Origin of the sequence: Thiothrix caldifontis (assembly GCF_900107695.1) — a bacterium.
GTDB lineage: Bacteria > Pseudomonadota > Gammaproteobacteria > Thiotrichales > Thiotrichaceae > Thiothrix > Thiothrix caldifontis.
Map to the genome: position 1 here is coordinate 1 of NZ_FNQP01000028.1, position 23,598 is coordinate 23,598.

The 23,598-nt window shown below is 50.8% G+C and carries 20 protein-coding genes; 3 read left to right on the forward strand and 17 right to left on the reverse strand.

Annotated elements, in window-relative coordinates; all coding sequences use genetic code 11:
• Positions 1 to 102 precede the first annotated feature (102 nt).
• Positions 103 to 1,005, reverse strand: a complete 903-nt coding sequence (locus BLV87_RS16175; RefSeq protein WP_093070351.1) for a DUF2189 domain-containing protein — start codon at positions 1,003 to 1,005, stop codon at positions 103 to 105.
• Between the two features lie 166 nt (positions 1,006 to 1,171).
• Here BLV87_RS16175 and BLV87_RS16180 point away from each other — a divergent pair, with 166 nt between their 5' ends.
• Positions 1,172 to 1,798 carry an SCO family protein gene (locus tag BLV87_RS16180; protein ID WP_217630016.1) on the forward strand — a complete coding sequence of 209 codons (627 nt, stop codon included), beginning with the start codon at positions 1,172 to 1,174 and terminating at the stop codon, positions 1,796 to 1,798.
• 9 nt (positions 1,799 to 1,807) lie between these two features.
• On the forward strand, positions 1,808 to 2,557 hold the full coding sequence (locus BLV87_RS16185; RefSeq protein WP_093070355.1) for an autoinducer binding domain-containing protein: 750 nt from the start codon (positions 1,808 to 1,810) through the stop codon (positions 2,555 to 2,557).
• Between the two features lie 54 nt (positions 2,558 to 2,611).
• On the opposite strand, the gene BLV87_RS16190 is transcribed toward BLV87_RS16185, so the two are convergent.
• The 8 genes from BLV87_RS16190 to BLV87_RS16225 form a co-directional block, all read right to left on the reverse strand.
• Positions 2,612 to 4,075, reverse strand: coding sequence for a serine/threonine protein kinase (locus BLV87_RS16190; RefSeq protein WP_093070356.1), 1,464 nt, complete (start codon positions 4,073 to 4,075; stop codon positions 2,612 to 2,614).
• 10 nt (positions 4,076 to 4,085) lie between these two features.
• Positions 4,086 to 5,435 (reverse strand): trypsin-like peptidase domain-containing protein, encoded by a 1,350-nt coding sequence (locus tag BLV87_RS16195; RefSeq protein WP_093070358.1) that lies wholly within the window; start codon positions 5,433 to 5,435, stop codon positions 4,086 to 4,088.
• Positions 5,436 to 5,453: 18 nt separating this feature from the next.
• Positions 5,454 to 6,716, reverse strand: coding sequence for a PP2C family protein-serine/threonine phosphatase (locus tag BLV87_RS16200; RefSeq protein ID WP_175517992.1), 1,263 nt, complete (start codon positions 6,714 to 6,716; stop codon positions 5,454 to 5,456).
• Positions 6,694 to 7,248: an FHA domain-containing protein gene (locus tag BLV87_RS19710; RefSeq protein ID WP_217630017.1), complete on the reverse strand. Its 555-nt coding sequence runs from the start codon at positions 7,246 to 7,248 to the stop codon at positions 6,694 to 6,696. The genes BLV87_RS16200 and BLV87_RS19710 overlap by 23 nt, the downstream gene beginning before the upstream one ends.
• A gap of 63 nt (positions 7,249 to 7,311) precedes the next feature.
• Positions 7,312 to 10,878 carry a hydantoinase B/oxoprolinase family protein gene (locus BLV87_RS16210; protein WP_093070361.1) on the reverse strand — a complete coding sequence of 1,189 codons (3,567 nt, stop codon included), beginning with the start codon at positions 10,876 to 10,878 and terminating at the stop codon, positions 7,312 to 7,314.
• 115 nt (positions 10,879 to 10,993) lie between these two features.
• On the reverse strand, positions 10,994 to 12,007 hold the full coding sequence (locus BLV87_RS16215) for a hypothetical protein (RefSeq protein ID WP_093070363.1): 1,014 nt from the start codon (positions 12,005 to 12,007) through the stop codon (positions 10,994 to 10,996).
• 96 nt (positions 12,008 to 12,103) lie between these two features.
• Positions 12,104 to 13,543 carry a trypsin-like serine peptidase gene (locus tag BLV87_RS16220; RefSeq protein WP_093070365.1) on the reverse strand — a complete coding sequence of 480 codons (1,440 nt, stop codon included), beginning with the start codon at positions 13,541 to 13,543 and terminating at the stop codon, positions 12,104 to 12,106.
• 77 nt (positions 13,544 to 13,620) lie between these two features.
• Positions 13,621 to 14,082: a hypothetical protein gene (locus BLV87_RS16225; protein ID WP_093070366.1), complete on the reverse strand. Its 462-nt coding sequence runs from the start codon at positions 14,080 to 14,082 to the stop codon at positions 13,621 to 13,623.
• A 151-nt stretch (positions 14,083 to 14,233) separates the two neighbouring features.
• On the opposite strand from BLV87_RS16225, the gene BLV87_RS16230 reads away from it, so the two are divergent.
• Positions 14,234 to 16,660: a CHAT domain-containing protein gene (locus tag BLV87_RS16230; RefSeq protein WP_093070368.1), complete on the forward strand. Its 2,427-nt coding sequence runs from the start codon at positions 14,234 to 14,236 to the stop codon at positions 16,658 to 16,660.
• Here the strand turns inward: BLV87_RS16230 and BLV87_RS16235 are convergent.
• From BLV87_RS16235 to BLV87_RS16270, 8 genes are all read right to left on the reverse strand, one after another.
• Entirely contained in the window at positions 16,642 to 17,247 is a 606-nt protein-coding gene (locus BLV87_RS16235) for a hypothetical protein (RefSeq protein WP_093070370.1), read from the reverse strand. The two genes, BLV87_RS16230 and BLV87_RS16235, sit on opposite strands and share 19 nt — an antisense overlap.
• Before the next feature lie 31 nt (positions 17,248 to 17,278).
• Entirely contained in the window at positions 17,279 to 17,926 is a 648-nt protein-coding gene (locus BLV87_RS16240; RefSeq protein ID WP_093070371.1) for an RNA polymerase sigma factor, read from the reverse strand.
• Between the two features lie 148 nt (positions 17,927 to 18,074).
• Positions 18,075 to 18,494 (reverse strand): hypothetical protein, encoded by a 420-nt coding sequence (locus BLV87_RS16245; RefSeq protein ID WP_093070373.1) that lies wholly within the window; start codon positions 18,492 to 18,494, stop codon positions 18,075 to 18,077.
• A 71-nt stretch (positions 18,495 to 18,565) separates the two neighbouring features.
• Positions 18,566 to 18,949, reverse strand: a complete 384-nt coding sequence (locus BLV87_RS16250) for a hypothetical protein (protein WP_093070374.1) — start codon at positions 18,947 to 18,949, stop codon at positions 18,566 to 18,568.
• 140 nt (positions 18,950 to 19,089) lie between these two features.
• Entirely contained in the window at positions 19,090 to 19,371 is a 282-nt protein-coding gene (locus tag BLV87_RS16255) for a hypothetical protein (RefSeq protein WP_093070376.1), read from the reverse strand.
• Between the two features lie 264 nt (positions 19,372 to 19,635).
• Positions 19,636 to 21,504, reverse strand: coding sequence for a histidine kinase (locus tag BLV87_RS16260; RefSeq protein ID WP_093070378.1), 1,869 nt, complete (start codon positions 21,502 to 21,504; stop codon positions 19,636 to 19,638).
• 59 nt (positions 21,505 to 21,563) lie between these two features.
• Positions 21,564 to 22,172 carry a response regulator transcription factor gene (locus BLV87_RS16265; protein ID WP_093070379.1) on the reverse strand — a complete coding sequence of 203 codons (609 nt, stop codon included), beginning with the start codon at positions 22,170 to 22,172 and terminating at the stop codon, positions 21,564 to 21,566.
• Complete coding sequence (locus BLV87_RS16270) at positions 22,172 to 23,560, reverse strand: cache domain-containing protein (protein ID WP_175517994.1); 1,389 nt, start codon at positions 23,558 to 23,560, stop codon at positions 22,172 to 22,174. The genes BLV87_RS16265 and BLV87_RS16270 overlap by 1 nt, the downstream gene beginning before the upstream one ends.
• Positions 23,561 to 23,598: the final 38 nt, after the last annotated feature.

The following is a 23,598-nucleotide window of genomic DNA, read 5'->3' on the forward strand; positions in this document are numbered from 1 at the left end:
GCGTCCGCTTTTTCATACAAGATGGCTTGCAATGCGGTGGCTACTTTTGTCAGTATCAATGCGCGGTCTCCTTGTCGAAGTCGATCTATTCGGTGTGCAAAACTAATAGCCTACCAGAGAGGGAGACCGCTTTCGCGGGTTAAAGTTGATGCGTATAACCATCGCCGTCATCACCCCCACCTGCCGATGCGCCAGCAAGGGCACTGTCACCACGCTAATGCCAAACGCCACCACCGCCAAGGCCGCACCACACAACACAAACGTCGCAATGAATGGCAAGAAATTCGCATCCCCCACCAAGGTTTCCCAACCACCGCTCACCAAACCCGAATGATCAAACACCAAGCCAAACAGCATCGCAATCAACCGCGCCCACACCACCAGCACCACCAACAAAATCACCCCAGCCGTCAGCGTATCCGCCACCCGATGACTTGCCAACGGAATCGACACAATCGCCACCGCCGATGCCAACAACCCCATGATCAAACCACCCAGCATGAACACCGCAAAAAACGGCAAGGACTCACGCCCATTCAGCAACGTCGCCAAACTCCCCGTCACCAACGGGCTATCCCCGAAAAACAGGTTAATAACCCCTATGGTCACTACTAGCCAAGCGAGCATCACCGCGCCCAAAATCAGGCCAAATGCAATCAGCTTGCCAGTACTCACCCGCGCATTCGACAAGGCATGTAATAACGAAGGCGTCTGCCCTTCCTCAATCCGCTGACTCATGTCATACAGCCCCACCGCTGCCAGCGGGCCAATCAGCATAAAGCTGGAAATCAACAGCAAGGCAAACAACGGGTTAGCAGGGCCGAACCCGATCATTAAAATCCCTGCAATAACAAATACTAAGCCGTAAGTAATGCTGGCAACGGGTCTGACTTTCAAATCATCCCAGCCCTTGCTAAGCCAACGCAGCGGCGCACTGCTGTCTAAGCGCCGCACGGCGGGAATGGGTTCATCGGTCACTACGGGGTCACTTATTAGGGATGCCATAACACTTCCTCCTCTGGATATGGGTAATACACGCCTCCTTCGCACCTATAGATCAATTTACCCCAGGCCATGTAAATCCCTGACAAACTGTAAGTCATTAAAAATACGAGCTTAAGCACCCCACACAATGCTATGCTCAAACGACGCTAAGTTCGGAGATAACCGCTTGAAAAAGATACCCCTGCTCGTTGCCGCCCTCGCCTTCGTCGTCGGTATTGTTGCCGCGCAATACTTACTGTCCACCAACGTCCCCCCCACTGCAACACCGAGTGGCAGTACCCGTGTTCCGGTGGTAGCAGGCAAATTCGGCGGTGATTTCACCCTCACGCAAGCAGGAAAACCGACCAAACTCAGCGATTTCAGCGGCAAAGTCGTGGTGCTGTATTTCGGCTACGCCTCCTGCCCGGATATTTGCCCCACCACCTTGGCGATTATCAGTGCAGGTCTTAAAAAACTCAGCGCTGAAGAACTGGCGCAAGTGCAACCGCTCTTTGTCAGCGTCGACCCCGAACGCGATAATGGCGAACGCCTGAACACGTATGCCCAACATTTCCACCCCAATATCAAGGGTGTAACGGGTACAGCAGAGGAAGTGCAACAAGCGGCACAGCAATACGGCGCATTCTTCTCAAAAGTCACCAGCACTTCAGCGATGGGGTATATGATCGACCATACCTCCAACACCTACCTGATTAGCAAAGACGGGCAGTTTGTCACGATTTTGCCGCATGAGATGACACCGGATACGGTGGCAGCCAGTATTCGGGAAGCCTTAAAACTCCAGCCTGATTAATAGAACCCCATGATTGACACTTCCCAACCCTCGACGCCAAACCACCCGTTTGGGGAAGCTTTCACAACACTGACCGACGCCGTTACTGACTTGGGTTTTGACGGGGTGTTGTACTCTTTCTACCCCAAGCCGATGTACTTGAGTAAGGATGCGCAACCCGTGCTGCACTATTCCGCAAGCTTTGCCCCGTTTGTTGCCCACTATATTAAGAACAACTACGGCAACCGTGATTTTGTGTTGCGTCTGGCATTGCAAGACTGGCGCAAACCGATTGATTGGTGGGGGGAAATTAACGCGGGTCGGGTAAGTCGTGAGGAACGGGCAGTAACCGAAGAAGCACGCAACAGCTTCGGTATCCAGTATGGTCTTTCAATCCCTGCACAGCGCGGCACGTTTGCCATCGCTGGCATTTCCGTCATCAGCAAAAATAGCAGTGCCAACCACTTTCAGAAATTGAAAAAAATGCACCTTACTCAACTATTTGCGCTTTCCGGCGACTATCACCACGGGGTATTTCATTCAAAAGAGTCTTTGCGATTCTTTATTGCCCCCTTGTTGGACGGCCTGAATGATACGCAAAAAATGGTACTGCGACACGTGCTGACGTTCAAACCCATGAAAAGCATTCCGCATACGTGGGGCATTACACCACGGTACGCGGAAAAGGTATTGGTCAATATTCGCCAAGAATTCGGTAACATCACAACAAATGAACTGCTGTATATCCTTGGAATGATGAACATCCACGAGTATTTATAAGGCGCTGCCCCAAAAATGCCTATAGGAAAAGACAGGTAGTAATTGAGAGATTCCTCATGGGTGGCAATTTGGGTTGACTAAACAATCTCGCGAGTCAGTAGACTTCCCAGAAGGTTTAGACGTGTTGCGGGGTTGCGAGGGCATGACATAAATCGGTGGTTGTGGTGGCTTTGGTGTTGATTTGCCACTGGGTTGTGTCTTACCTGAACCCGTTTTGCTTTTATCTTTGCCCTTACTTTTGTCAGTATCCTTGCTTTTGCTCTTGACGTCAGTTGTCGGTTTGATAGGTGCAGGCGGGGTTGCCGGAGGTGATTCCACATCGGGTTTCGTTTTTTCCTCTTCTGGAACGGTTGGTGTCGAAGCCTCAGTTTCAGGAGCTTCAGGTAATGCTGAGGCAGGCAATGACGCAGATTCAGGTGCTGCCGTCACTGCAACCGGGGTCGGCACGGTCGGAGAAACACCCGACGCCTGAGCCACCGCAGGAGGTTCAGTTGTCTTTTCAGAAGACAGCGCGGCAATTCCCAAGAATGCCAACCCCAACAGCAAAACGCTACCCAACAGGGCAGTCATCATCCGACGTTTCCCCCCAAGCAACCCACCCCTGACGTTGACTCCGGTTTGATGCGTTACACTGCCCTTCTCTACAGATTCACGTAGCAACGCCTCCCGCCATACGGCAACCGTTTGCGGGCGCTCAGCCGCACGGATTTGCAAGCCCCAAGCGATTGCTGCCAGCAGATGCGGGGAATAGCCCTCTCTCGGTTCCAGTTCCAGTGGGGTTTCGGTTTCCATCCGTGCCGGAGCATCAGGCGGGTTTTTACCTGTCACACAACGAAACATGACCGCAGCCAATGCGTAAATATCTGTCCATGGGCCTTGTTCCGTCGCATGGTGGTATTGCTCAAACGGGGCATAACCAGGCGTCAAAATAATGCTCAGGCTCATGCTGCGTTCCCCGACCGCCTGACGCGCCGCCCCGAAGTCAATCAGCACAGGTTCGGCATTGTCATTGATCAAAATGTTATCCGGCTTAATATCCCGGTGGATCAACCCGGCGGCATGGATGGTTTCCAGTGCATCCAACAGCGGCAATACCAAATCCAGCAACTGCTCCTGTGTCATGACGCCCTGCCCGTCAAGAAACTGTTGCAGGCTGAATTCACCCGCATATTCCATCACCATGTAAGCCGTGTTGTTCGCCCGGAACGAATGCAACACCGACACAATATGCGGATGCGCACGAAACGCTGCCAATGCCCGCGCTTCACTCAGGAAACGTTCCAACCCCCACTGAAAATTCGCTTCGTCTTTGGGGGAGGTCGGTACCACGGTGTTACCGGCAAGGCGGGTAGCAAATGCACCGGGCAGGTATTCTTTTAACACCACATGGTGGGCTAACTCCCGGTCATACGCCAAATACGCCACACCGAAACCACCGCTGCCCAAGGTGCGCAGGATGTCGTATTCCCGAAGCTGTGTCCCGGCTGGCAGGGCTTGACGGTGTTCTTGGTGTGGCATGGCGTGCTCCTTAGCCTTTACTGAACACAAAGCTGGCTTCGCCTAACGCCAACACATCGCCTTCCGTTAAGGTGCGGATGTCGTTAGGTTCCAGTACTTCGTTATTAAGGGTCGTGGGGTTGAGGGTACGCAGCGGGATAAGCTGCCACTGACCATCCTTGTGGTGCAAGCTGGCGTGCTGGCGGGATACCGTGCGCTCAGGGATGGCGCAATCATTAAGCTCCTCGTCATACCCCAACTGCACATGCGATCCTGTCAGGGGAAAACGCAAATGCCCCAAGCCTTGCAAGCCCTGCAAACAGTAACCACTCTCGACGGGTGCGGTGCTGCTGATCAGTTTATTGCTAACCGACGGCTTGGGCGGCGGAGCCTTATGCGCTGAACGCGATGAAGCAGAACGCGGCTGGCTAAACAGTAAGATGCCAAAACCCACCAGTGCAGCCAACACCAAACCACCACCGACTAACCACCACATCGGTATCCCCTCGTCAGTCGCTGACGGCGTAGCGTCAGTAGTCGCACCGGCTTGCCCGCTGCAAGCCTCCTGTTTCTGGAAGGCGACGTTTTTGACGGTTAAAAATGCCATTAACTCAGCCGCATCGACCGCCGAATAATTGGTATTGGCTGATTGGGAATTAACCCCCACCACCGCGCCGCAGTTATTGATGATTGGCCCGCCGCTATTGCCCTTTTCAATATCCGCGCTGTGCTGAATCACTTTAACCGGGGTAATCGAGCTGGGCAAATCCAACTCAACACTCCAGTTAGGGTCTTCCACCATGCGACTGATGCGCCCATCCTTTACTGAAGGGGTGCTCATTTGTTTCTCTACCGCTGCCAGTTTTTCTTTGGTCATTTTACCAGCGGATTCTTCCTCCAGAATTTTATTCACATCCCAAATTTCACCGACGCCGGGAAAGCCCATGGAATAAATGACCTGCCCATCTACCGGCAATGCCACTGGCAAAGCGGGACGCTCACTGAGTGAATCTACCGTCAAAATGGCAAGGTCACGATCAGCCAAGATTTCAATGTCATTGACTTTTTTAAGCTTTCCCCCGGAAACCCCGCCGTCGATAATCGACACACTGGAGGTTTTGACATCAGGAAAAAACAGTTCCGGGCTGGCAACATGGGCATTGGTGATCACCTTATTCGGCGCAATCACAAAACCACTGCCATGCCCGAAGGAAATGCGGTTCTTTTTATCGAAGCTTTCAATGTGGATTTTCACAATGCTATTGCGGGCGTTTTCAACCGCATCAGGACGCCCATCGCCCTCGGCATTACCCACCAGTGGCACTGCCAATATCACAAGGAAAGGCAGCAATAGGATGTATTTCAAAAGGTGATTTAACATGGTTATTAACACTCCCGGTCAAGATGCATCTGGAAAAATATCGCGCTTATCCAACTCCTGCACAGGTTCAGCAGGCGGTGGTCGCGGTTTAGGGGTAGGCACGGGTGCTGGCGCACTCGGTGGTGGCGGATTTTTTACGGGAGCAGCGGGAACCGCTGGGGCTACAGGGACTGCATGGGCGTTGGCAGCCGCTTCTGCGCGTTTTTTATCATGCTCCGCTTTTTCCGCACGTTTTTTAGCGGCTTTACGTTGCTGCTCGGCTTCATCAGCACGCCTGGCTGCCTTTTCCGCCAGCGTTCTGGAGGCTGCGGCTTCCTGCTCAGCCTGCATACGCTGGCGTTTTTCTTCCGCTAATGCCTGACGCTGCTTATCAGCACGCTGTTCAGCCTCTTGGCGTTCCTGACGTTCTTGCGCAATCCGCTGTTCGGCCTGATGCCATTGGTAGAACATCCCCGTCGCCGCACCTAACAACAGCGTTGCTCCCAATATCAGCGGCCAACGGCGGCGATGCTGGGTAACGGGAAGCACCGGATGTTTGAGCACAATCAAACTGATATTATCCTGTCCCTGCTGGCGTTTGGCTAAGGTTGCCATTAACAAACGCTCTGCCAATATCTGGGCAGACGCTTGCTTATCCAGCAAAGTATTGATGTCAACCGGATTGAGGCTCAACAAACCATCGCTGGCAAGTACCAGCACCGCATCCGTTGGCAAGGTCGCCTGCTGACAGTCGATTTCCTGTAACTTATCCGGCCCCAGCGCACTGGTTAAGGCGTGGGGTTCCTGTACATTGTCCAGTTCCGCACGGGAAATTTTGCCGCTTTCCCATAAGCGCCGGAAACGCTCCGCCACCGTGTGGGTGGCATTGAGTTGCACCACCCCGGAGCCATCTGCCCGATACAACAGGGAATCCCCCACGCTGAGCCAATACAGGTCTTGCCCCTGCACAAACACGGCAACCAAGGTGGAACCCATGTCCTGCAATTCGGGATGCTCCTGTGCATACAAACACAGCCGCTGTTGGGTCTGGCGCAAGGTTTGCTCCAAACGCGCCCGGATACTGCCGTGAGTTTGTGGAAAATATTCCCCAAACCACTGTATCGCCATCTCACTGGCTACCTCCCCGCCGGTATGACCGCCCATACCATCCGCCAAGACCGCAAGGACAGAACCGTCCTCGTATTGGCGGAAACCGAGGTTATCTTCCTGATTGCCCCGGCTGCCGACATCCGTGGCATAACCGATGTCAAAACCACCGTTACGCCCCAGCATCAGCCGCATCCCAACCGAACCCATCCCCACACAAAGCAACGAACTTAAGGGTGGTATTGCCTAAACGCAGGTGTTGCCCATTTTCCAACACAACAGGTGCTAACACCGGAATCGTCGTGCCTGCGCCTTCCAGATACGTCAGATTGGTGCTGTTGCCCCCGCTATGCAGGTAGAACTTGCGCCCACGCGGGTCATAAGTAATGGTGGCGTGGCTATCACGGGACAAATTGGCATCCCCAAAGTCCAGCGCCACCCGCTGGTTGCTGCCGCGCCCTAAACTGTTATTGCCGTTGCCCAGTGGCAAGGAAATTCCCTGCCCCGGCCCGTCGATCACCACGACCCAGCCGACCACGGGGTCATGCATGAAGTGCTTTTCAGTTGTACCTGCCGCCTCCGCAGTGGGGTTATTGCCGGTATAAATCGCGGTGGCAGGGGCTGCGGTTTGTGGTGTGGGGGGTTCTGGACTCGGATTATTTTTCTTGAGAAATCCGGTATCCAGTGGTTTTTTCATGGCAACCGTTTTATGGGGCTCTTGGCTCATGTGATACACTCCTTGATCAACGTCTACGCTATTTACGCATACGTTACGCCCCTAAAAATGGGGTTACTCTTTATGCATAAAGGCTCCACCGCCACCCGGTGTCTGCATCACCAACACATCACCCGCCTGCATCTCGCAAGCATCATTGCCGCGCAATGCTTGTACTGTGCCATCCGCACGGATAACCACATTACGCCCACACTGCCCCGGCTGCCCACCCTGCAAACCACGCGGCGCATGAATCCGGCTGGAGGAAATCACCGTCGCGGTCATTCCCTCCAAAAACTGCAGGTGACGCTCCACCCCGTCACCGCCGCGCCAACGCCCCTGCCCACCGGAGCCTTGGCGAATGCTGAACCGTTCCACCCGTACCGGAAAACGGGTTTCCAACACTTCCGGGTCGGTCATGCGGGTATTGGTCATGTGGGTTTGCACCGCACTCGCGCCCTCAAAGCCTTTACCGTGCACATAACCCGCACCCGCCCCGCCGCAAATGGTTTCGTAATTTTGGTAACGCGCATTGCCGTAGACGACATTGTTCATGGTGCCTTGCGAACCTGCCAAGACCCCAAGCGCCCCGTACAAAGCTTCAGCAACCGCTTGACTGACTTCGGTATTGCCCGCAATCACCGCTACGGGGTAACGTGGATTGAGCATGGAAGCTTCCGGCACAATCAGGTGAATGGGTTTCATGCAACCTTCATTCAGCGGAATATCCGCCCCCACCAACGTGCGGAAGACGTACAGCACCACAGAACGGCACACCGCCAAGGGCGCATTGTAATTGCCTTCATCCTGCGCAGATGTACCGCTGAAATCGACCGTGACACTGCGTTGGGCAACATCGACACGGATAGCCACCTGAATTTCCGCACCATTATCCAGGCGGTGGACATAAGCTGCATCCGTCAACACCTCAATCACCCGACGCACACTTTCCTCCGCATTGTCTTGGACGTGTGCCATATACGCCTGCACTACCTCCAAGCCGAATTGCCCGACCATGTGGCGTAATTCCTTGACACCGGTGGCATTGGCAGCAATTTGCGCGGCTAAATCTGCCAGATTCTGTTCAATATTACGGCACGGGTACGGCGGCGACAGCAGCAATTCGCGGGTGGCTTGCTCACGGAATATACCGCGCTCCACCAGCTTGAAATTGTCGATCACGATGCCTTCTTCGCTGATATGGCGGCTATCCGGCGGGGTTGAACCGGGGGTTTTGCCACCAATATCGGCATGATGCCCGCGTGATGCCACCAGGAAAATCAGTTTGTCAGCATCATCGAATACCGGGGTAATCACCGTCACATCCGGCAAGTGTGTGCCACCGTTGTAGGGGTTATTGATCATGAACACATCACCCGCTGCCATTGCCCCGGCATTAAGGCGCAGAATGGTACGCACACTTTCCCCCATCGACCCCAAATGCACCGGCACATGCGGCGCATTCGCCACCAGCCCACCATCGGGGGCGAAAATGGCGCAAGAAAAGTCCAGCCGTTCCTTGATATTGACCGAATGCGCGGTATTCGCCAGCGTTGCGCCCATTTGCTCGGCAATCGACATGAACAGGTTATTGAACACTTCCAGCATGACGGGATCAGCACGGGTTCCCAATGCCTCTTGGCGCTGAAGCGGGGCAATGCGGGTAAGCAGGCGATTGCCAAAAGCATCGGTTTGCGCTTGCCAACCGGCTTCTACCACGATGGTGCTGTTGGGGTCATGGATAATGGCGGGGCCTATGGTGATCTGCGTCTTGTCCCCTCCACCCCTTGCGGGGGGAGGGTTAGGGAGGGGGGTGTTCTCAACCATAGTTTCCCCGATTGCTTCCGACGCCAATAATTCCATTACCAATACTCCCCCTTCAGGCACAAAACCGTAACGTACCTGATGGGCGGCTTCAAAGGCTGCTGCCATCTGTTGCGGCGCATCAAACGCGACGGGGAAGGTTTGATCCGAACCCTGATAACGGATATGCGCCCAGCGTTCCAGCCGGATATGCTCGCGGGCAATTCCCTGCTGTTGTACCTCGTGCAGGGTTTCGGCTTCCAGTTCAACTAACACGGCGTGTGCTTCGCCTGTCGCCGTGAGTGGTTTGCCGAACTGCCGTTCACGCAAAGCCCGAATATCCGCCAACCCCATGCCGAACGCTGACAGCACCCCGGCAAACGGGTGGATAAAAATCCGCTGCATTCCCAAAGCATCTGCCACCAAGCAGGCGTGCTGCCCACCCGCACCGCCGAAGCAATTGAGGGTGTATTGGGTCACGTCGTAACCGCGTTGCACCGAAATTTTCTTGATGGCATTCGCCATGTTTTCCACCGCAATGCGCAGGAAACCTTCCGCCAAGGCTTCGGGGGTACGCAGCGAATCGCCGGTTTCTGCGGCAATCTGTTGTGCCAGTTGCACAAACTTTTCACGCACAATCGCCACATCCAGCGGCTGATCAGCGTTCACACCGAAGACCTGCGGGAAATGTTCCGGCTGAATCTTGCCCAGTAACACATTGCAGTCGGTCACGGTCAACGGGCCACCACGCCGGTAACAGGCAGGCCCCGGATTCGCCCCCGCACTTTCCGGCCCCACGCGGAAACGCCCGTTCTCAAACGCGAGGATAGAACCGCCTCCAGCCGCCACGGTGTGAATGCTCATCATCGGCACGCGCATCCGCACGCCCGCGACTTCGGTTTCCAATGCACGCTCGAACGCCCCGGCAAAATGGCACACATCGGTCGACGTGCCGCCCATATCAAAGCCAATCAGCTTGTCGAAACCAGCCGCCTGCGCAGTACGCACCATCCCCACCACACCGCCCGCAGGCCCCGACAGGATGGCATCCTTGCCCTGAAACAAGGCCGCATCCGTCAAGCCGCCATTGGATTGCATGAACATTAACCTGGTGGCAGCTTGCGCTTCCCCCAATTCTTCGCGCACTTGCTCGACGTAACGGCGCAGAATCGGCGACAAATAAGCATCAACCACCGTGGTATCCCCACGCTCCACCAGCTTGATCAAGGGGCTAACGCGGTGGCTGACCGAAATTTGCGTGAAACCCACCTGTTGTGCCAATGCTGCGACACGCTGTTCGTGTTGTGGAAACTGGTAGCCGTGCATCAAGGCAATCGCCACCGCCCGCAAACCTGCGTCATAAGCCTGTTGCAAGGCGTGCAGCGTGGCGGTTTCATCTAAGGGTAGCAGGGTTTCCCCCGTGGCGGATAAACGCTCCGGCACTTCCGCAACCGTGCGATAAAGCAATTCGGGTAACACAATGTGCAGGTCGAAAATGCGCGGGCGGTTCTGGTAGCCAATGCGCAACAAATCAGCAAAATCTTGGGTAATCAGCAGCAGCGTGGGTTCGCCCTTGCGTTCCAGCAAGGCATTGGTGGCAACGGTTGTCCCCATTTTCACCGCTTTGATGGTATGCGGGGGCAAGGGTTCGCCGCGTTGCAAGCCCAACAGTTCGCGGATACCTTGCACCGCTGCATCGCGGTAACGCCCGGGGTTTTCCGAGAGGATTTTATGGGTTTTGAATTGACCGTCAGGGGTGCGGGCTACGATGTCGGTGAATGTACCGCCACGGTCTACCCAGAATTCCCATTGTGCTGGCTTTTTTTCTGCGCTGATCATGGGGCTATTCCTAGAAATACAAAACGTTGGTGAAACGTCGATATTACATGGAGACAACCACTCTATGTAATCTTATGCACATAGAGTGGTTAGACACACTTTATTTTTATGGGTGTCACAACGTCACTAAATAAGGCGCTCCGTAATTACCTGTACCATTACCATCCAGTCGGGTATGCAATTTTCCGCCTGAATAATAAAGCTGAATAGTGCTCCCCCCTGCACCCACTAAATTAATTTCACCCTGTTGCAAACGGTTACTAAAACCAATGCGGGTCGAAACATCAACGCAACCATAAACACCGTGGCATAATTTGCCCGTAATCGCCTGAGCCGTCTGATCTCTGCTATTAACGGTCAAATCAATACTGACGGCATCCCCCGCTTTTTGGTCTTTACGCTGCAAATTAGAGGAGGTAACGATTTTAGTCACCCGATTATTCGTCATGGTTTTTACCACAAACTGAGAACCCGTATAAACAAACGCATTCCATGCGGTATCCACGCTTAGATCTTTGTAAGCAATCGCATAATCCAGAAAGACATTATTGGTTGGTTCTAATTTATTCAACGTTAATGTGCTCAACCCATTTTTCAGATAGAGATATGTCTCACAATTTGTATAATTGACATTGAGCGTACCGGTATTGGTACTGTCATTCAAATCACCTGAAACCACGAAGTAACCACCATAAGGACAAGCAATAGTTCCAGAATTCACAGGGCGAGCCTGCGTGCGTTGCTGTGCTACGTATTGCTCCATCAACTGCACAATTTCATCTTTCACCGCATCAGGCATTAAACTAGTGGTTGGTTTTTCTGGCGCAGTTAAGTCGGTATCCGAACGAAACACATAACCATCCCCTTTATCGTCAGACTCAAAAATGGAAAACAGCAACAATTCGACAAAGGCTGTATGATTAATCGCAGTAAGCTGTGCCATCTGCGTAGCGCCTGATGCAGACACATAATTATTATAGCCACCGCCACCATCCCCTTTCGCTTCCAACAAGCTTAACGGCCCCATCGAATTACTGGGCGCGGCGGTGCTACCAACACTACTGCCGCCGCCACAAGCCGCCAAGGCACTGCTCACCAATAACACGGTTGTCCACTGTTTCATTTTCATCTCGCATCTCCCAATTATTACAAAATACACTGAAGCAATACGTCGTTTTCATTTGTATGGGGTTAACATCAAATAAACATTGATATGGGATTATTTTTATGGGCTTAGCCATGGTTTCAATAACGGATACGCCTGATCAAACCGCCCGTATAGGGCAATCCCATCAGGGGGCTCGCAAGAACTCGAACTCGTACCGCGTGACAACACGCCATTCACGTAATACTTTCCTTGCTCCTCAAACCACAGCGCCGAACCGCTTGCCCCTTGCTCCGTCGCACCATTGAGCCAGCGCACCACCGCAAACTCACCTTGGGGATCACGCACTAACCCACTCGCCGCGAACGTGCCGTAATCCACAAACGTACCCAGTGCAAATTGCTTAGGCAGTGTCAGGGCATGATGAATCCCCGCAATGGCCTGACCCGACGGCAACGCGCGATTAGACCACCCCGCAAACAACACCCCTTGCGCTGGAATTTTATTGAGACTTAACAGCGTGGTATCCAACGTTTTGTCCGTCACCAACAGCGTTGCACCGCCATCAGCCCGCCGCACCTTATCCCGCGCATCACTGCCCCCACAGCTCGAGTTCTCATAAAACCAAAAGGAATTCAAGGTAGTGGCAACGGCGGCGGTATCCACACAATGGTTTGCGGTCAAAAAATACGGCTTGCCATCCGCACGGGTATTGTTGAGTAACTCGCCGGTACAAAAGTACTCGATGTCTTCGTTCACAACCAAGAAAAGCGCGGTAGAACTCCCCCGCAACTGCCATTCGGGTGTGGCACACGCCATATCCACAAAACAAGCCACCGCATTGTCTTCTAAGGTCCCCCGTTGTACCGCCCCTGTCAGTGGGTCTAATACCGAGTGGGACAGCTTGGCAACCCGCAACGCCAAGGCATCCGGTGCGATGCCCTCCGGCACAAAGATTTCCACTCGCAAGGTATCACCCGCTAACGATGGCGACCAGAATGTTGCCTCCCCCGCCTGCTGAATGATTTGCGGTTTTAGCGTGTCATGGGTATAGGCATACACCTGCTGCGGGTCGTGTGGTGCGTAAAACCGCAACTCCACCCCCGCAGGCAAGTTCCCCAATACAAACTGCCCACGGATCCGTTTAGCATCCGGTGAACGCCAGCCCAAATGTGCAACCTGCCCACCCTCAACCGCTAACCACTGCCAGGTATCCGGCTCACCTAGCGTATTGGGAACGGCACGACTCATCCCAATCCGCGTGCGGCGTTGCTGCGGTTCATCCGCAGTTTGTTGCCATTGTTGTAACTCCGCTGCGCTCAATGGTGGCAACACAATGTCTTGTGGCACGAGCGCCCCGCGCCCTGCATGTTTTGGAAAATCAGTAGGGTCTAAACGCAACGTAGCCGGAACCTCCCATGCCGCAGCGGCCTCATTTGGCGGCAAATCAGCCTGTTCCAAACCATCGACTTGGGTGATGTCAGCGGCATAGACCGGCAAAACACTCAAACTGCCAATCAGTAATAATGTGCTGATAGAAAACAAAACGGGGTATTTCATGACACTTCCTCGCCAGTTAATGAAGTAACTGCCAAGAAATACGTCATGTATCACAACAAGGGGGTAAATTTTAATAATTATTTTTTTGAATACCCAGATTTACCATAAATAGTACTTGCTGTTGGTGCAGCATCATCGTCATCAGCAGCACTACCCATAATACACAAACCCATTTTTGCGCCAATCAAAACAAGCATGGTCGCCAAAATCCAGAATATCCACTGCAATGCGATCATCATCTCCAGTGTTTTCAACGCATTCAGCGCAAATGCCAGCACACTACAAACAGTCAATAATAAAAACACACTATAAAAATAGCGAATCCAAACCTTCAGACGATACGTAGGGCAGCGCTTAGCTTTTTCTGGCTGTAACTGATACCGCATCACAAAAGCAGATTCCAACAATAGAAATACCCCCATCAAGATAGCTTGTTCAATACTGGCAAAGAATTTATTAACCGCCAACAAATTAATTAACAAAACAAATAGTAACAATGTCCCACTTAATAAATATTCGATAGGGTCTAGTTTTTTCATAAAGAACTCCTTATTCCTATGGCATCAACTAAGATTAAGACGTATTGCCTCCATTAATTTACTCATTCACTCATATATTCATACGCGTTCTATTAAAAATAGGGTTAATTGTGATAATTTGCTGTCACCCTAGCCACCCTGAGATGTCGTGATGTTACCAATAGCCCACGCTTGGATGCCATTCATCAGCGGATTACTGTTAACGATTGCCAACATGAATGGCGTGTCATACGCCAGTGATTTGGATTGCAGTCAACCGCCGCAGCCACCCTCTCAACCAGACGATATGAACCACCAATCGGCACTCGGGCGCTATTACGACCAATGCTTACTCGATTACGACCGGGCTAAACAAGCCTTTGACCACAGTCTGGCAAGCGCCCAACAACACTTAGCCCCACACGACCCGACTATTGCCATTGCCAAACTCAACCGCTTACGTTTGGAACTGGACTGGCAAGAACCTTGGGCAACGCCAAAAGCGTGGGACAACCTCATCAGCTCCCTAACCGAGATTGAAAAAACACTACGTGGCGAGGATCGCCATGCAGAAGCACTCATGCACCTTGGTGATGCGCATTACTATGCAGCGCTCAATACCCCCTTACAGCGTGCCGCCCGCATCAACACCGCCCAACACCATTATCAAAGCGCCCTAAAACACCAACAACTCCCTGCTGAAGCCGCCATCACACACAGCAATCTCGCCAATACCTACCGCTTACAGGAAGACTATCAGCAGGAAGCCGCTCACTTAACACAAGTAGCAAACCTACTGGCGAGCACCAAGCAACAAAACACCGAAGCCTACGCCCTCAACCGCTACAAACAAGCTGAGAATCACCGCAAACAACACCACTATTCACAGGCGGAACCGGCTTACCAAGACAGTTTACAGCGTTATCAAACGTTCCCGCCCACACTGCACCGTGACAAAGCCATTGCCCGCATCCAACTTGGTTTGGCAGAAACCCACCTGCAACAACAACGCTACGCCCAAGCACACACGGCTATTGAGCAAGCCGCACAGTTTTACCTCAACACCAACACCACCAAGCTCAACTACGGCACACTGATTGCCGCCCAAGACGACTTGCAAGACCGCCAACATTTTGCCCGTTTGCAACTGCGTTTTAGCAGCCACCCAGCAACCAGCAGATTCACCTCAAGCACCTTACCGGCTGCATTTTGGGCTATCCAACAATTGCACGGCCTGGAACGGCTGCAAGGCTTACAACAAGCCCTGATGCGCTTAAGCATCCAAAACCCCAAACATCGGGAAAGCATCAGTGACTTATGGAAAACCTACAAAATGCTGGAAGACAATGCGCAATACCAGGCAAGCACGCATCAAGCAGCCGAGTCACAACGTTTACAGCAAGCACTCAATGAAGCTGAGCAGCAACTGCAAAAAACCTTGCCAGCTTACCGCCAACTGGCACAAGCCAAACCACTGGCTTTAAACCCTGATAACACCCTGAGTAACCTACGTAAAGGCGAGGCGTTGCTGGCGTGGGTATTTGAGCGTGACCCGCAAACGCAGGAGCCGCTCGCTTATGTCTTGGTTGCTGCCCACCAACGTCCTGCCAAATTGTACGCGTTAACCTTACCACCTGATTTGCAGCAGGACATCATCAAGCTACGGCAAGCCATGACCCCGCAAGCGTCAACGCTACCAGATTTTGATTTGCAAACCGCACACCGTTTGTACCAAACGTTATTTGCCCCAGTCGTCGACGATTTGCAGGAAATCCAGCACCTGATTGTGGTAACAGACGACGAATTACAACACCTGCCCTTGCATCTGCTGGTGACCCAAGCCCCGACCTCACGCGATTACCAGCAAGCCGCCTGGCTCATGCAGCAATACACCTTCAACTACCTACCCGCTGTCAACGCCCTCAAGAGCTTGCGTGAATTACCCTCACCACCCTCACCGGATCCGCGCAAACGTTTTCTAGGCATCGGCGCACCGCTGGGAAGAGCGTTATCAGGGGCGGAAGCAGAACTGGAACATCAGCATCAACTGCTGTGTACAGCGCACCATGCCAACACAGCTTGCAGCGTATTAACCGCTAAAGACGCCACAGAACAAGCGTTGAAACAGTTAATCGATCCCCAAAAGCCAGAAACCACCTTTCAAATCATCAGTTTTGCCACCCATGCAGCCCCCCACAACACACAGGACAATACCGAAGCCTTTCTGGAACTGGGAAAAACCAAGGATGAAGACGGGCGTGTCACCGCCAGTGAAATTATGGCGTTAACACTTGATGCCGATATAGTGCTGTTGTCCGCGTGCAGCACCGGCAGTATCAGTGACACCACACAAGGCATGTCATCACTGGTCAAAGCTTTTTTCAGTGCTGGTTCGCGGCAAGTGCTCGCCACCGCTTGGGACATTGACTCCCCCACCACCCAAACCTTGATGCAAGCACTGTTCACCGCATTACCAACCACGTCCACCCACTGGGCAAGCGCGTTACAGCACGCAATGCAACACACCTTGCAAAAAAATGCTGAGCACGCCCACCCATTTTACTGGGGCGCATTTCAACTTTATGGATTGGATGGCTGAAAATTGGGGTAACGTTGCTGCAACGCCATGGTTTCGCGCTGCACTTGCTGCTGCGCCTGCTGCTCACACTGTTGGATTGCTGCCCACCACGTGTCAGGATCACCCCGTAGCGCCTCACTGAATTCACAAGCACCCGTTGCATCATCTGCCGCCGTCGTGCTGCGCAACTGCCATTCCTCCGGTGTCACCTGCGGTGTCAACAACGTTGGGGTCAGCAACACCCCTAATAACCCGCCAATGACCAATACCGCAGGCAAACTAAACGCCGGACCCGGCAATGGTAATAATACCCACCCCTCTGGCGACCATAAGGTTTTCCACCAGGGTTTTTTTTTCTCTGCTTGCAGCGCCCGTAACCGCGCTTGTAAAGGTGCTGGCATCAACTCATCATGCAAAAAGGGCTGTATGGAGGGCTGTTTACTCAGTTTTTGGCGCTCTGCATCGCTTAACGCCTGCACATTGTCATGCACTTGTTGCTGAAAATCCTCATCCAATAATGCGGCTTGGTAAAGTGCCTTTAATTCACGCTCCATGACTGGATCAGTGTCATCATCGTCCTCATCTCTACCATCGGATTCATGCTGCATTTTATTTGCTCCTTACCTTCCCCGTGAGGGTTTAACCTAAACGCGCTTTCAAGTGTTCTTTTGCCAACCGTAAATGGTTACGCACTGTTTCATACTTTTCCCCGGTAAGCGCGGCAATTTCTTTGACCGATAACTCTTTTGTATATTTTAAGTGTAACGCAAGCTGCTGTTTCTCAGACAATTGCGCCACGGCTTGTTTAAATAACGTCAAGCGCTCTTGTTTTTTTAAATCCTCTTCCGCACCTAAATACTCAGCTTCCGGTGTGCTTTGTTGATACAACAAATCCACATCAGGGTGTGCTGACCAAATTGCGTTGTCATGCGTCTCATCTGGATCAGCCGCAAAACTCACAAAGCCACCGCTTGGCTTACGCTTTTGGCTATTCTGCTGGCGAACCGTATCCCGCGCCTGTCGCAATGCCACTGTATGCAACACTGACCACAAGCCGGAATCCGGCAAGGCTTTTCCACAATATTCATCAATTAAGATTAACCAAGTATCTTGCAGGCAATTCTCCGCCGCCTCAATGTCATTAAAAATCAAGCTGCGGCGAATATAGCGCCATAAGCGTTGCCCGAAGGTGCGCTGCATCTCTGCGTCCGCTTGGCGCTCTTTCTGGCAAAAACGCTGAAACAACTGCTGCTCATACGCTTTCAAAGTGTTGTCGTCGTTATGCATAGGGTATACGTCCTGTGAGGTAAAAAGGGGTTAAAACCTCAACTGCCGCAAGCATGTTACGCGCATTCCTTGGGATGGACTCACAAGATTTTTTGATGTGGATAAAAAAAGTCGAGGCAGTTACCCCGGCATCATTAAAAAACAAAAGCTATTGATTTTTATGAACTTTCCCCGCTATTTCGGCAACAACTTTTCTAAACACATTGCAAAAGTGATCGCCTTCGGTAGAAACGGAATAAGTTTGAAAGGTTTGCAAAAAAGCATCGCGTTGGATACGCAAACACTTCTCCCAATTGTATTTGGACACATGCGTGGTATCAACCATTCTAATTAACGGTTTAAGATCCAAACCGCGAGTAATGCCTGCTTCAAACAGCAACCACTCCGCATTCAACAAGTCTGTGGAAAAATACCGATCATTCTCAGTCATCTTGTTGACTGAATCCCGCCCGATCGAATAAATTTGAATACACGCAGCCGATTTTTTCATGTCTTCAATAACTCGCTCCGTAATACTGGATTCAGCGCTGTCATCCGTAGAAATGGCTACAAGACCGTATTCAGCCAATGTATCTTCAATAAACTTCCAACGTTCACTTTTAAAACTTCTGCGCAGTGAAACAAAAACTTTGTAAGTACTTATGCAAAAGTTTTTCGGAAAAACCACCCCTTACAAATCAATCGGTTACGATTGCAAAGTTCCGAGTAACTTATGCCTAAGTACTTAATATGATTAATAAAACTATCACAATCCTCTGCATTTTCTTCACAAAAAACAGTCTTAAATATTTCCGAAACTTCCTGCACAATTGATCTAATATCAGCGTATTTTAGGCGTATACGTAATCTAAGCAACCCTCCCCACGCTGCATGGGGCAAGGAGGACAAGATTAGATTGGATTTATTGGCGTGTTCGTATACGCCCCAAAAACGATACCCCGAACGAATGCCAATCGGCAACATCAGGTGTTTATCAATATGAAAACCTTTCTGGGACAAAATAATTGTATCGTTATACTCCATGATGCAGCACCTCTCACTAAACAGATGAATGATTCAGGCTTATCGTAAATGTGCTCCTTCTCTAGGTTGTGTTGTGGCAAAGGGGTTTCAAAAGAGTGTAGCGCATGTATGCAAAATAACATCACCTACATGCGCACTGCTCAAGGCAAGACCCGAACGGTAGAAACCATACCGTAGAGCATGGGTTCAGCATCGCCAAGCTTATCGGGAGCCGCCGGTGAGTTGCGCTCTGGCATTTCAGGCGTAGCACAATCCTTCGGGTTATGCGCCGCGTCAACAGATGCATCTGAAGGTTTGCAGGAAACAGGCGAAGCAGCACCTTCATAACGGTTTACACTGCGTGTCTCTAATTCCGTAGCAAAACCATTAACGTACATCAACGGTAATAACAAGCTGGTCAACAAAACTCGCATCATTTTCATCTTATGTCACTCCCTGCATTCATCGCATTCTTAATTCGTTCTAGCCCGTTGCCAGAATGCCTTTATGTTGAATGAAGTAAGCCAAGACAAAAATTGACGCTATTACGCATTTTGCCGTGTATGATTACCTAAGATAACTAAGCAAAAATACGACAATGCTGCTAATAAATACTGAGGCACTAAGTAAAACTACGTAGTGCCACTAAATTATCGACACAAAAAACCCAGCATAAGCTGGGCTTGATCGTTAGGTAGTAGCTAGTGTTATTTTTCTGGAATTCTAACGCGAATCGTCACGCCCATTTTCCCATTAATCTCAAATGTTCCGCCTTGACTGGCAACACGTTCGCGCATATTTTTAATACCAATCCCTTCAGAACGCTTAAAAGTTTCATCATCAAAACCTTGTCCATCATCCTGGATAGTTAAATCAAACATACCGTCTTTCTGTTGCAAGCGAATCAATACCCGCGACACACCATGAGCATGGTTTTCAACATTTTCTATTGTTTCCCTAACAATAAGAAAAAACATTTCAGCAACTGTTGTGGGCAATGCAAAAAAATCCAACTCAATATCACGAATAATTTTGATCCCTTTGGCTTCAAATCTTACTTCGACATTATCCAGAAACTCTAGCAAGTCATACGGATGAGCATTCTCTTCCTTATTCTCAATACAGGCATCAATAACATGAGAAATATCACGCATGTCTGCAATACTCGTATTGATAGTCGCCATAACTTTTTGCAAATACTCTTCACTTTTTGCCGAACTGGTATGCACATTCTTCAACGCCAACTCAGCAAACATTCTTGTACCCACTAGATCCTGCTTAATTTTATCATGCAATTCCCTCTTAACCTTTTTAAGCTTTGCCATCATATCGGGATCGGGGTCAGGATAGGTTACGTCTGGAGCAGGCTGTTCAGGTAACAAGGTTTGTGGCAATGCCACTACGCGCTGCCTCATAAAGTAGAACCACATGAGTATACCGACCATGAGTACCATACTGCATAGCACCAACCCCCAAAATAATAAACGCTGCCATGATAATGATTCAGCGAGCAGTAATGACTTCCAAAATCCATCATCAACCTCTGAAGCCGTTAAGCTCTTTTCCATTAAAGCTAAACTTTCTTTGAAACGAGTTTCATCTGCCTCAGCCAACAGTCCCAATAAAGCACTGACAGTATGACTATTAACACCATATTCTGCGGCTTTATAGGGTAAGGCTTCAGCAATCGACATATTGTCTTTTAATGCCAACATGTGACGCGGGATGCCTTTTTTACCCAATGCGTCAATAATTGCCTGTCTACCGCCACTTTCAGCCTGAATCCATTTATCAATTTTCTTTTTTAACGCTGACGATCCATCTTTTTCACGCGGAGCATTATAAATAACAACTGCGAACTCCTCGCGGGAATAGCCTTGCATAGGAGATTCTATACTATACGAATCCTGTTTCTTTGCTTGGGCTATTTCTGTATTAAAAATATCTAACAAAACAATATCATCACCAATATAAGCATCAATACTGCTCTCATCGTCTGATAACAAATTAGCAATCGCATCAGTACGCTCAACAAACTCCGTTGGTGGCTGAGCGGTAGGAAAAAATGCATTAACAGCGACCATAGTAGAAATCGGTGATTTATCAGAGCCTTTTTGTATGCCTATCTTTAAACTATTGGGGTTAGTATAGAGTATTTGAATCTTATTGCGCCGAATTAATAGGCGGGCGCGTGCCACAAAAAAAGGCACAGAAAACTCCCCCTTCAACCCTGCTTGTGTAGTAATACGTTCCTGAGTTAATGAATCAGAGCCACATTGAATTCCAATACGATTACTGCCTAAATATTTATGAAAGTTTTCAAACCGTTGTGCGGCATTAGAAATTTGGTATTGGTTTTCAACAGGAATGTCGTGACCACTACTTTTTAAAAAGGCCAATAAACTACCGCAGAAACCATCAGCAGTCGCGCCATTACGATCCATTTTTCCATAACTGATCGGCGAAGCATCGGTCGCGTAACCAAACACCACCGGAACCGGTTCAGATTCTGCGGCTACAGAACCCACGAGCAACAAACCTAGCAACCCCCAAGCAAGCGCTTTGACACTCAACATACGATACTCCCGCTAATATGCCGAAATTTTACCTCGCATCAGAGTGTAGCGCATAAGTATTAAATTAAACCATGATCCAGCGCATAGCGTGTGAGTTCAGCCACCGAGCGTAGCCCTAATTTATCGCGAATGTTTTGGCGATGGGTTTCCACCGTGCGGGTTTCGATCTTCAGTATTCGGGCAATTTCACCACTTTGCTTGCCCTTTGCCACCAATATCAACACTTCCGTTTCGCGGGATGTCAGGGGGCTGCTTGATGATACCGTTGTTGGCGGATACGGCGAGACGAACATACCACGCTGCACAGTATCAATGGCGTGTAACAATCGATCCGTATCACAATTGTTCTTTGCCATATACCCCTTTGCCCCTGCCTGCATCGCTTTAGCTGCGTATTCAGGGGAATCTTCCAGCGTTAACATCAGCACTTTGATTTGCGGCAATTGCTGGGCTAACGCTTGCGTTGCCCTTAACCCATCCATTACCGGCATGTGAATATCCATTAAAATCACATCAGGAAGTAACTCCGCAGCCAGTGCCAAAGCGTCTCGCCCATTCCCCGCCATCCCCACAATCTGCATTCCTGCATCCCGTAATACTGCCGCAAAACCATCACGAACAATGGGATGGTCGTCCACAATCAATAAACGTAAACCCGTATTTTCCATCACTTCCTCCCATCCATAAATAGTAACGGTAATTGCGCAGTAATGCGTGTGCCTTGCTGTGGTGAACTGTGCAATTGAAACTGCCCACCCAATAATTCCACCCGCTCACGCATGTGCAACAATCCCAAACCGCGCCCCGCCTGTAAATGTTCGGGGTCAAAACCTTTGCCATCATCCCGCAAGGTCAGCAACAACTGTTCCGGCGCTTGCCGAACTTCAAGGTGCACCTGAGTGGCTTGGGCATGGCGCTCAATATTGGAAAAGGCTTCTTGCACCACGCGATACACCATAATTGCCACTTCTTCACTCAACTCATGCGGTATAATTTGCCAATAACGGATAACCCGGATACCGGTACGTTCCTGAAATTGCTTGACCAAACTCTCCAAAGCCACTTCCAGCCCCATTTCATCCAGCAAGGCGGGGCTCAAACTGTGCGACACCTGCCGGACTTCCTTAATCGTGGTATCCAACGTTTCCAAAGCAACTGCCAAACTATCGCGGTAACTGGCATCCCCTTTAACTAGTTGGCGTTGTGCCAGCTCAATACGAAACCGCACCGCCACCAAGAGCTGATTAATGCCATCGTGCAATTCACGCGCAAACCCGCGCCGTTCCTCAATCTGGAGCCGCACGAAATGGTGTACCAGTTGCCGTAAGTGATCGTCAGCCAGCCGATTTTCATGCCAATTCACCCAAAACACCAACAACACGAGGCTGACTATCGCCCCCACCAACAACAGCAACATGTAGCGAAAGGTGTTATCAATGCGGGTACTGACCTGCTGGAGATGGGTTTCGACTTCCGCCCCCACGTCATACAACCCGGTTCCGACAACCCACTGCCAAGGTTCAAGAACACGGGCATAGCCGATTTTTTGTTCATAAAGCCCGGTCGACGGACGTTCCCAGCGGTACGCCACCACGCCGTCTTGCCGCTGTGCTTGCTGCAATAACGCTGGCACGACAGGCAAATCGAGCTTGTTTTTCCCAACAAAATCGGGCTTAACAGGGTGAACGAGATTCACCCCTTGGAGGTCATACACGTAAAAATAACCATCTTCCCCAAAAAACAGTTTCTCATTGAATAAACGTTTCACCGCTGTTTGCTTCTCGGTTTCGCTTAACCGGGCATCCTGCATAATGGGTTCTATGGCGGCAAAGGCTAAGTCCAGCAAAAACGTCAATTCTTTTTCCTTGCTCGTCAGCAAGCTCTGTTCCACGGATTGCCGTTGCGCGATGGCATCACGTTCCAGTTGTTGGCTGGCGAGGAGAATCACGGTTGCCAGCAATAGCAAGGGGACTATGGCCAGCAATAAAACTTTCATGCGCACTGAAAGCTTGGTTTTTCTGGGGGTTAAACCACGGCTGTCGCCTGATGTCACCATTGCTAATCTCTTGTTTTGTACTTGACCCTCAGAGTATG

Bases quoted from the DNA above. Each gene is read 5' to 3' on its own strand.
- BLV87_RS16190 (WP_093070356.1), bottom strand. From the start codon at position 4,075: ATGCCACACCAAGAACACCGTCAAGCCCTGCCAGCCGGGACACAGCTT.
- BLV87_RS16240 (WP_093070371.1), bottom strand. From the start codon at position 17,926: ATGCATAACGACGACAACACTTTGAAAGCGTATGAGCAGCAGTTGTTT.
- BLV87_RS16250 (WP_093070374.1), bottom strand. From the start codon at position 18,949: ATGGAGTATAACGATACAATTATTTTGTCCCAGAAAGGTTTTCATATT.
- BLV87_RS16255 (WP_093070376.1), bottom strand. From the start codon at position 19,371: ATGAAAATGATGCGAGTTTTGTTGACCAGCTTGTTATTACCGTTGATG.
- BLV87_RS16210 (WP_093070361.1), bottom strand. From the start codon at position 10,878: ATGATCAGCGCAGAAAAAAAGCCAGCACAATGGGAATTCTGGGTAGAC.
- BLV87_RS16265 (WP_093070379.1), bottom strand. From the start codon at position 22,172: ATGGAAAATACGGGTTTACGTTTATTGATTGTGGACGACCATCCCATT.
- BLV87_RS16185 (WP_093070355.1), top strand. From the start codon at position 1,808: ATGATTGACACTTCCCAACCCTCGACGCCAAACCACCCGTTTGGGGAA.
- BLV87_RS19710 (WP_217630017.1), bottom strand. From the start codon at position 7,248: ATGAGCCAAGAGCCCCATAAAACGGTTGCCATGAAAAAACCACTGGAT.
- BLV87_RS16175 (WP_093070351.1), bottom strand. From the start codon at position 1,005: ATGGCATCCCTAATAAGTGACCCCGTAGTGACCGATGAACCCATTCCC.
- BLV87_RS16195 (WP_093070358.1), bottom strand. From the start codon at position 5,435: ATGTTAAATCACCTTTTGAAATACATCCTATTGCTGCCTTTCCTTGTG.
- BLV87_RS16220 (WP_093070365.1), bottom strand. From the start codon at position 13,543: ATGAAATACCCCGTTTTGTTTTCTATCAGCACATTATTACTGATTGGC.
- BLV87_RS16200 (WP_175517992.1), bottom strand. From the start codon at position 6,716: ATGCGGCTGATGCTGGGGCGTAACGGTGGTTTTGACATCGGTTATGCC.
- BLV87_RS16235 (WP_093070370.1), bottom strand. From the start codon at position 17,247: ATGCAGCATGAATCCGATGGTAGAGATGAGGACGATGATGACACTGAT.
- BLV87_RS16225 (WP_093070366.1), bottom strand. From the start codon at position 14,082: ATGAAAAAACTAGACCCTATCGAATATTTATTAAGTGGGACATTGTTA.
- BLV87_RS16230 (WP_093070368.1), top strand. From the start codon at position 14,234: ATGTTACCAATAGCCCACGCTTGGATGCCATTCATCAGCGGATTACTG.
- BLV87_RS16215 (WP_093070363.1), bottom strand. From the start codon at position 12,007: ATGAAAATGAAACAGTGGACAACCGTGTTATTGGTGAGCAGTGCCTTG.
- BLV87_RS16270 (WP_175517994.1), bottom strand. From the start codon at position 23,560: ATGGTGACATCAGGCGACAGCCGTGGTTTAACCCCCAGAAAAACCAAG.
- BLV87_RS16260 (WP_093070378.1), bottom strand. From the start codon at position 21,504: ATGTTGAGTGTCAAAGCGCTTGCTTGGGGGTTGCTAGGTTTGTTGCTC.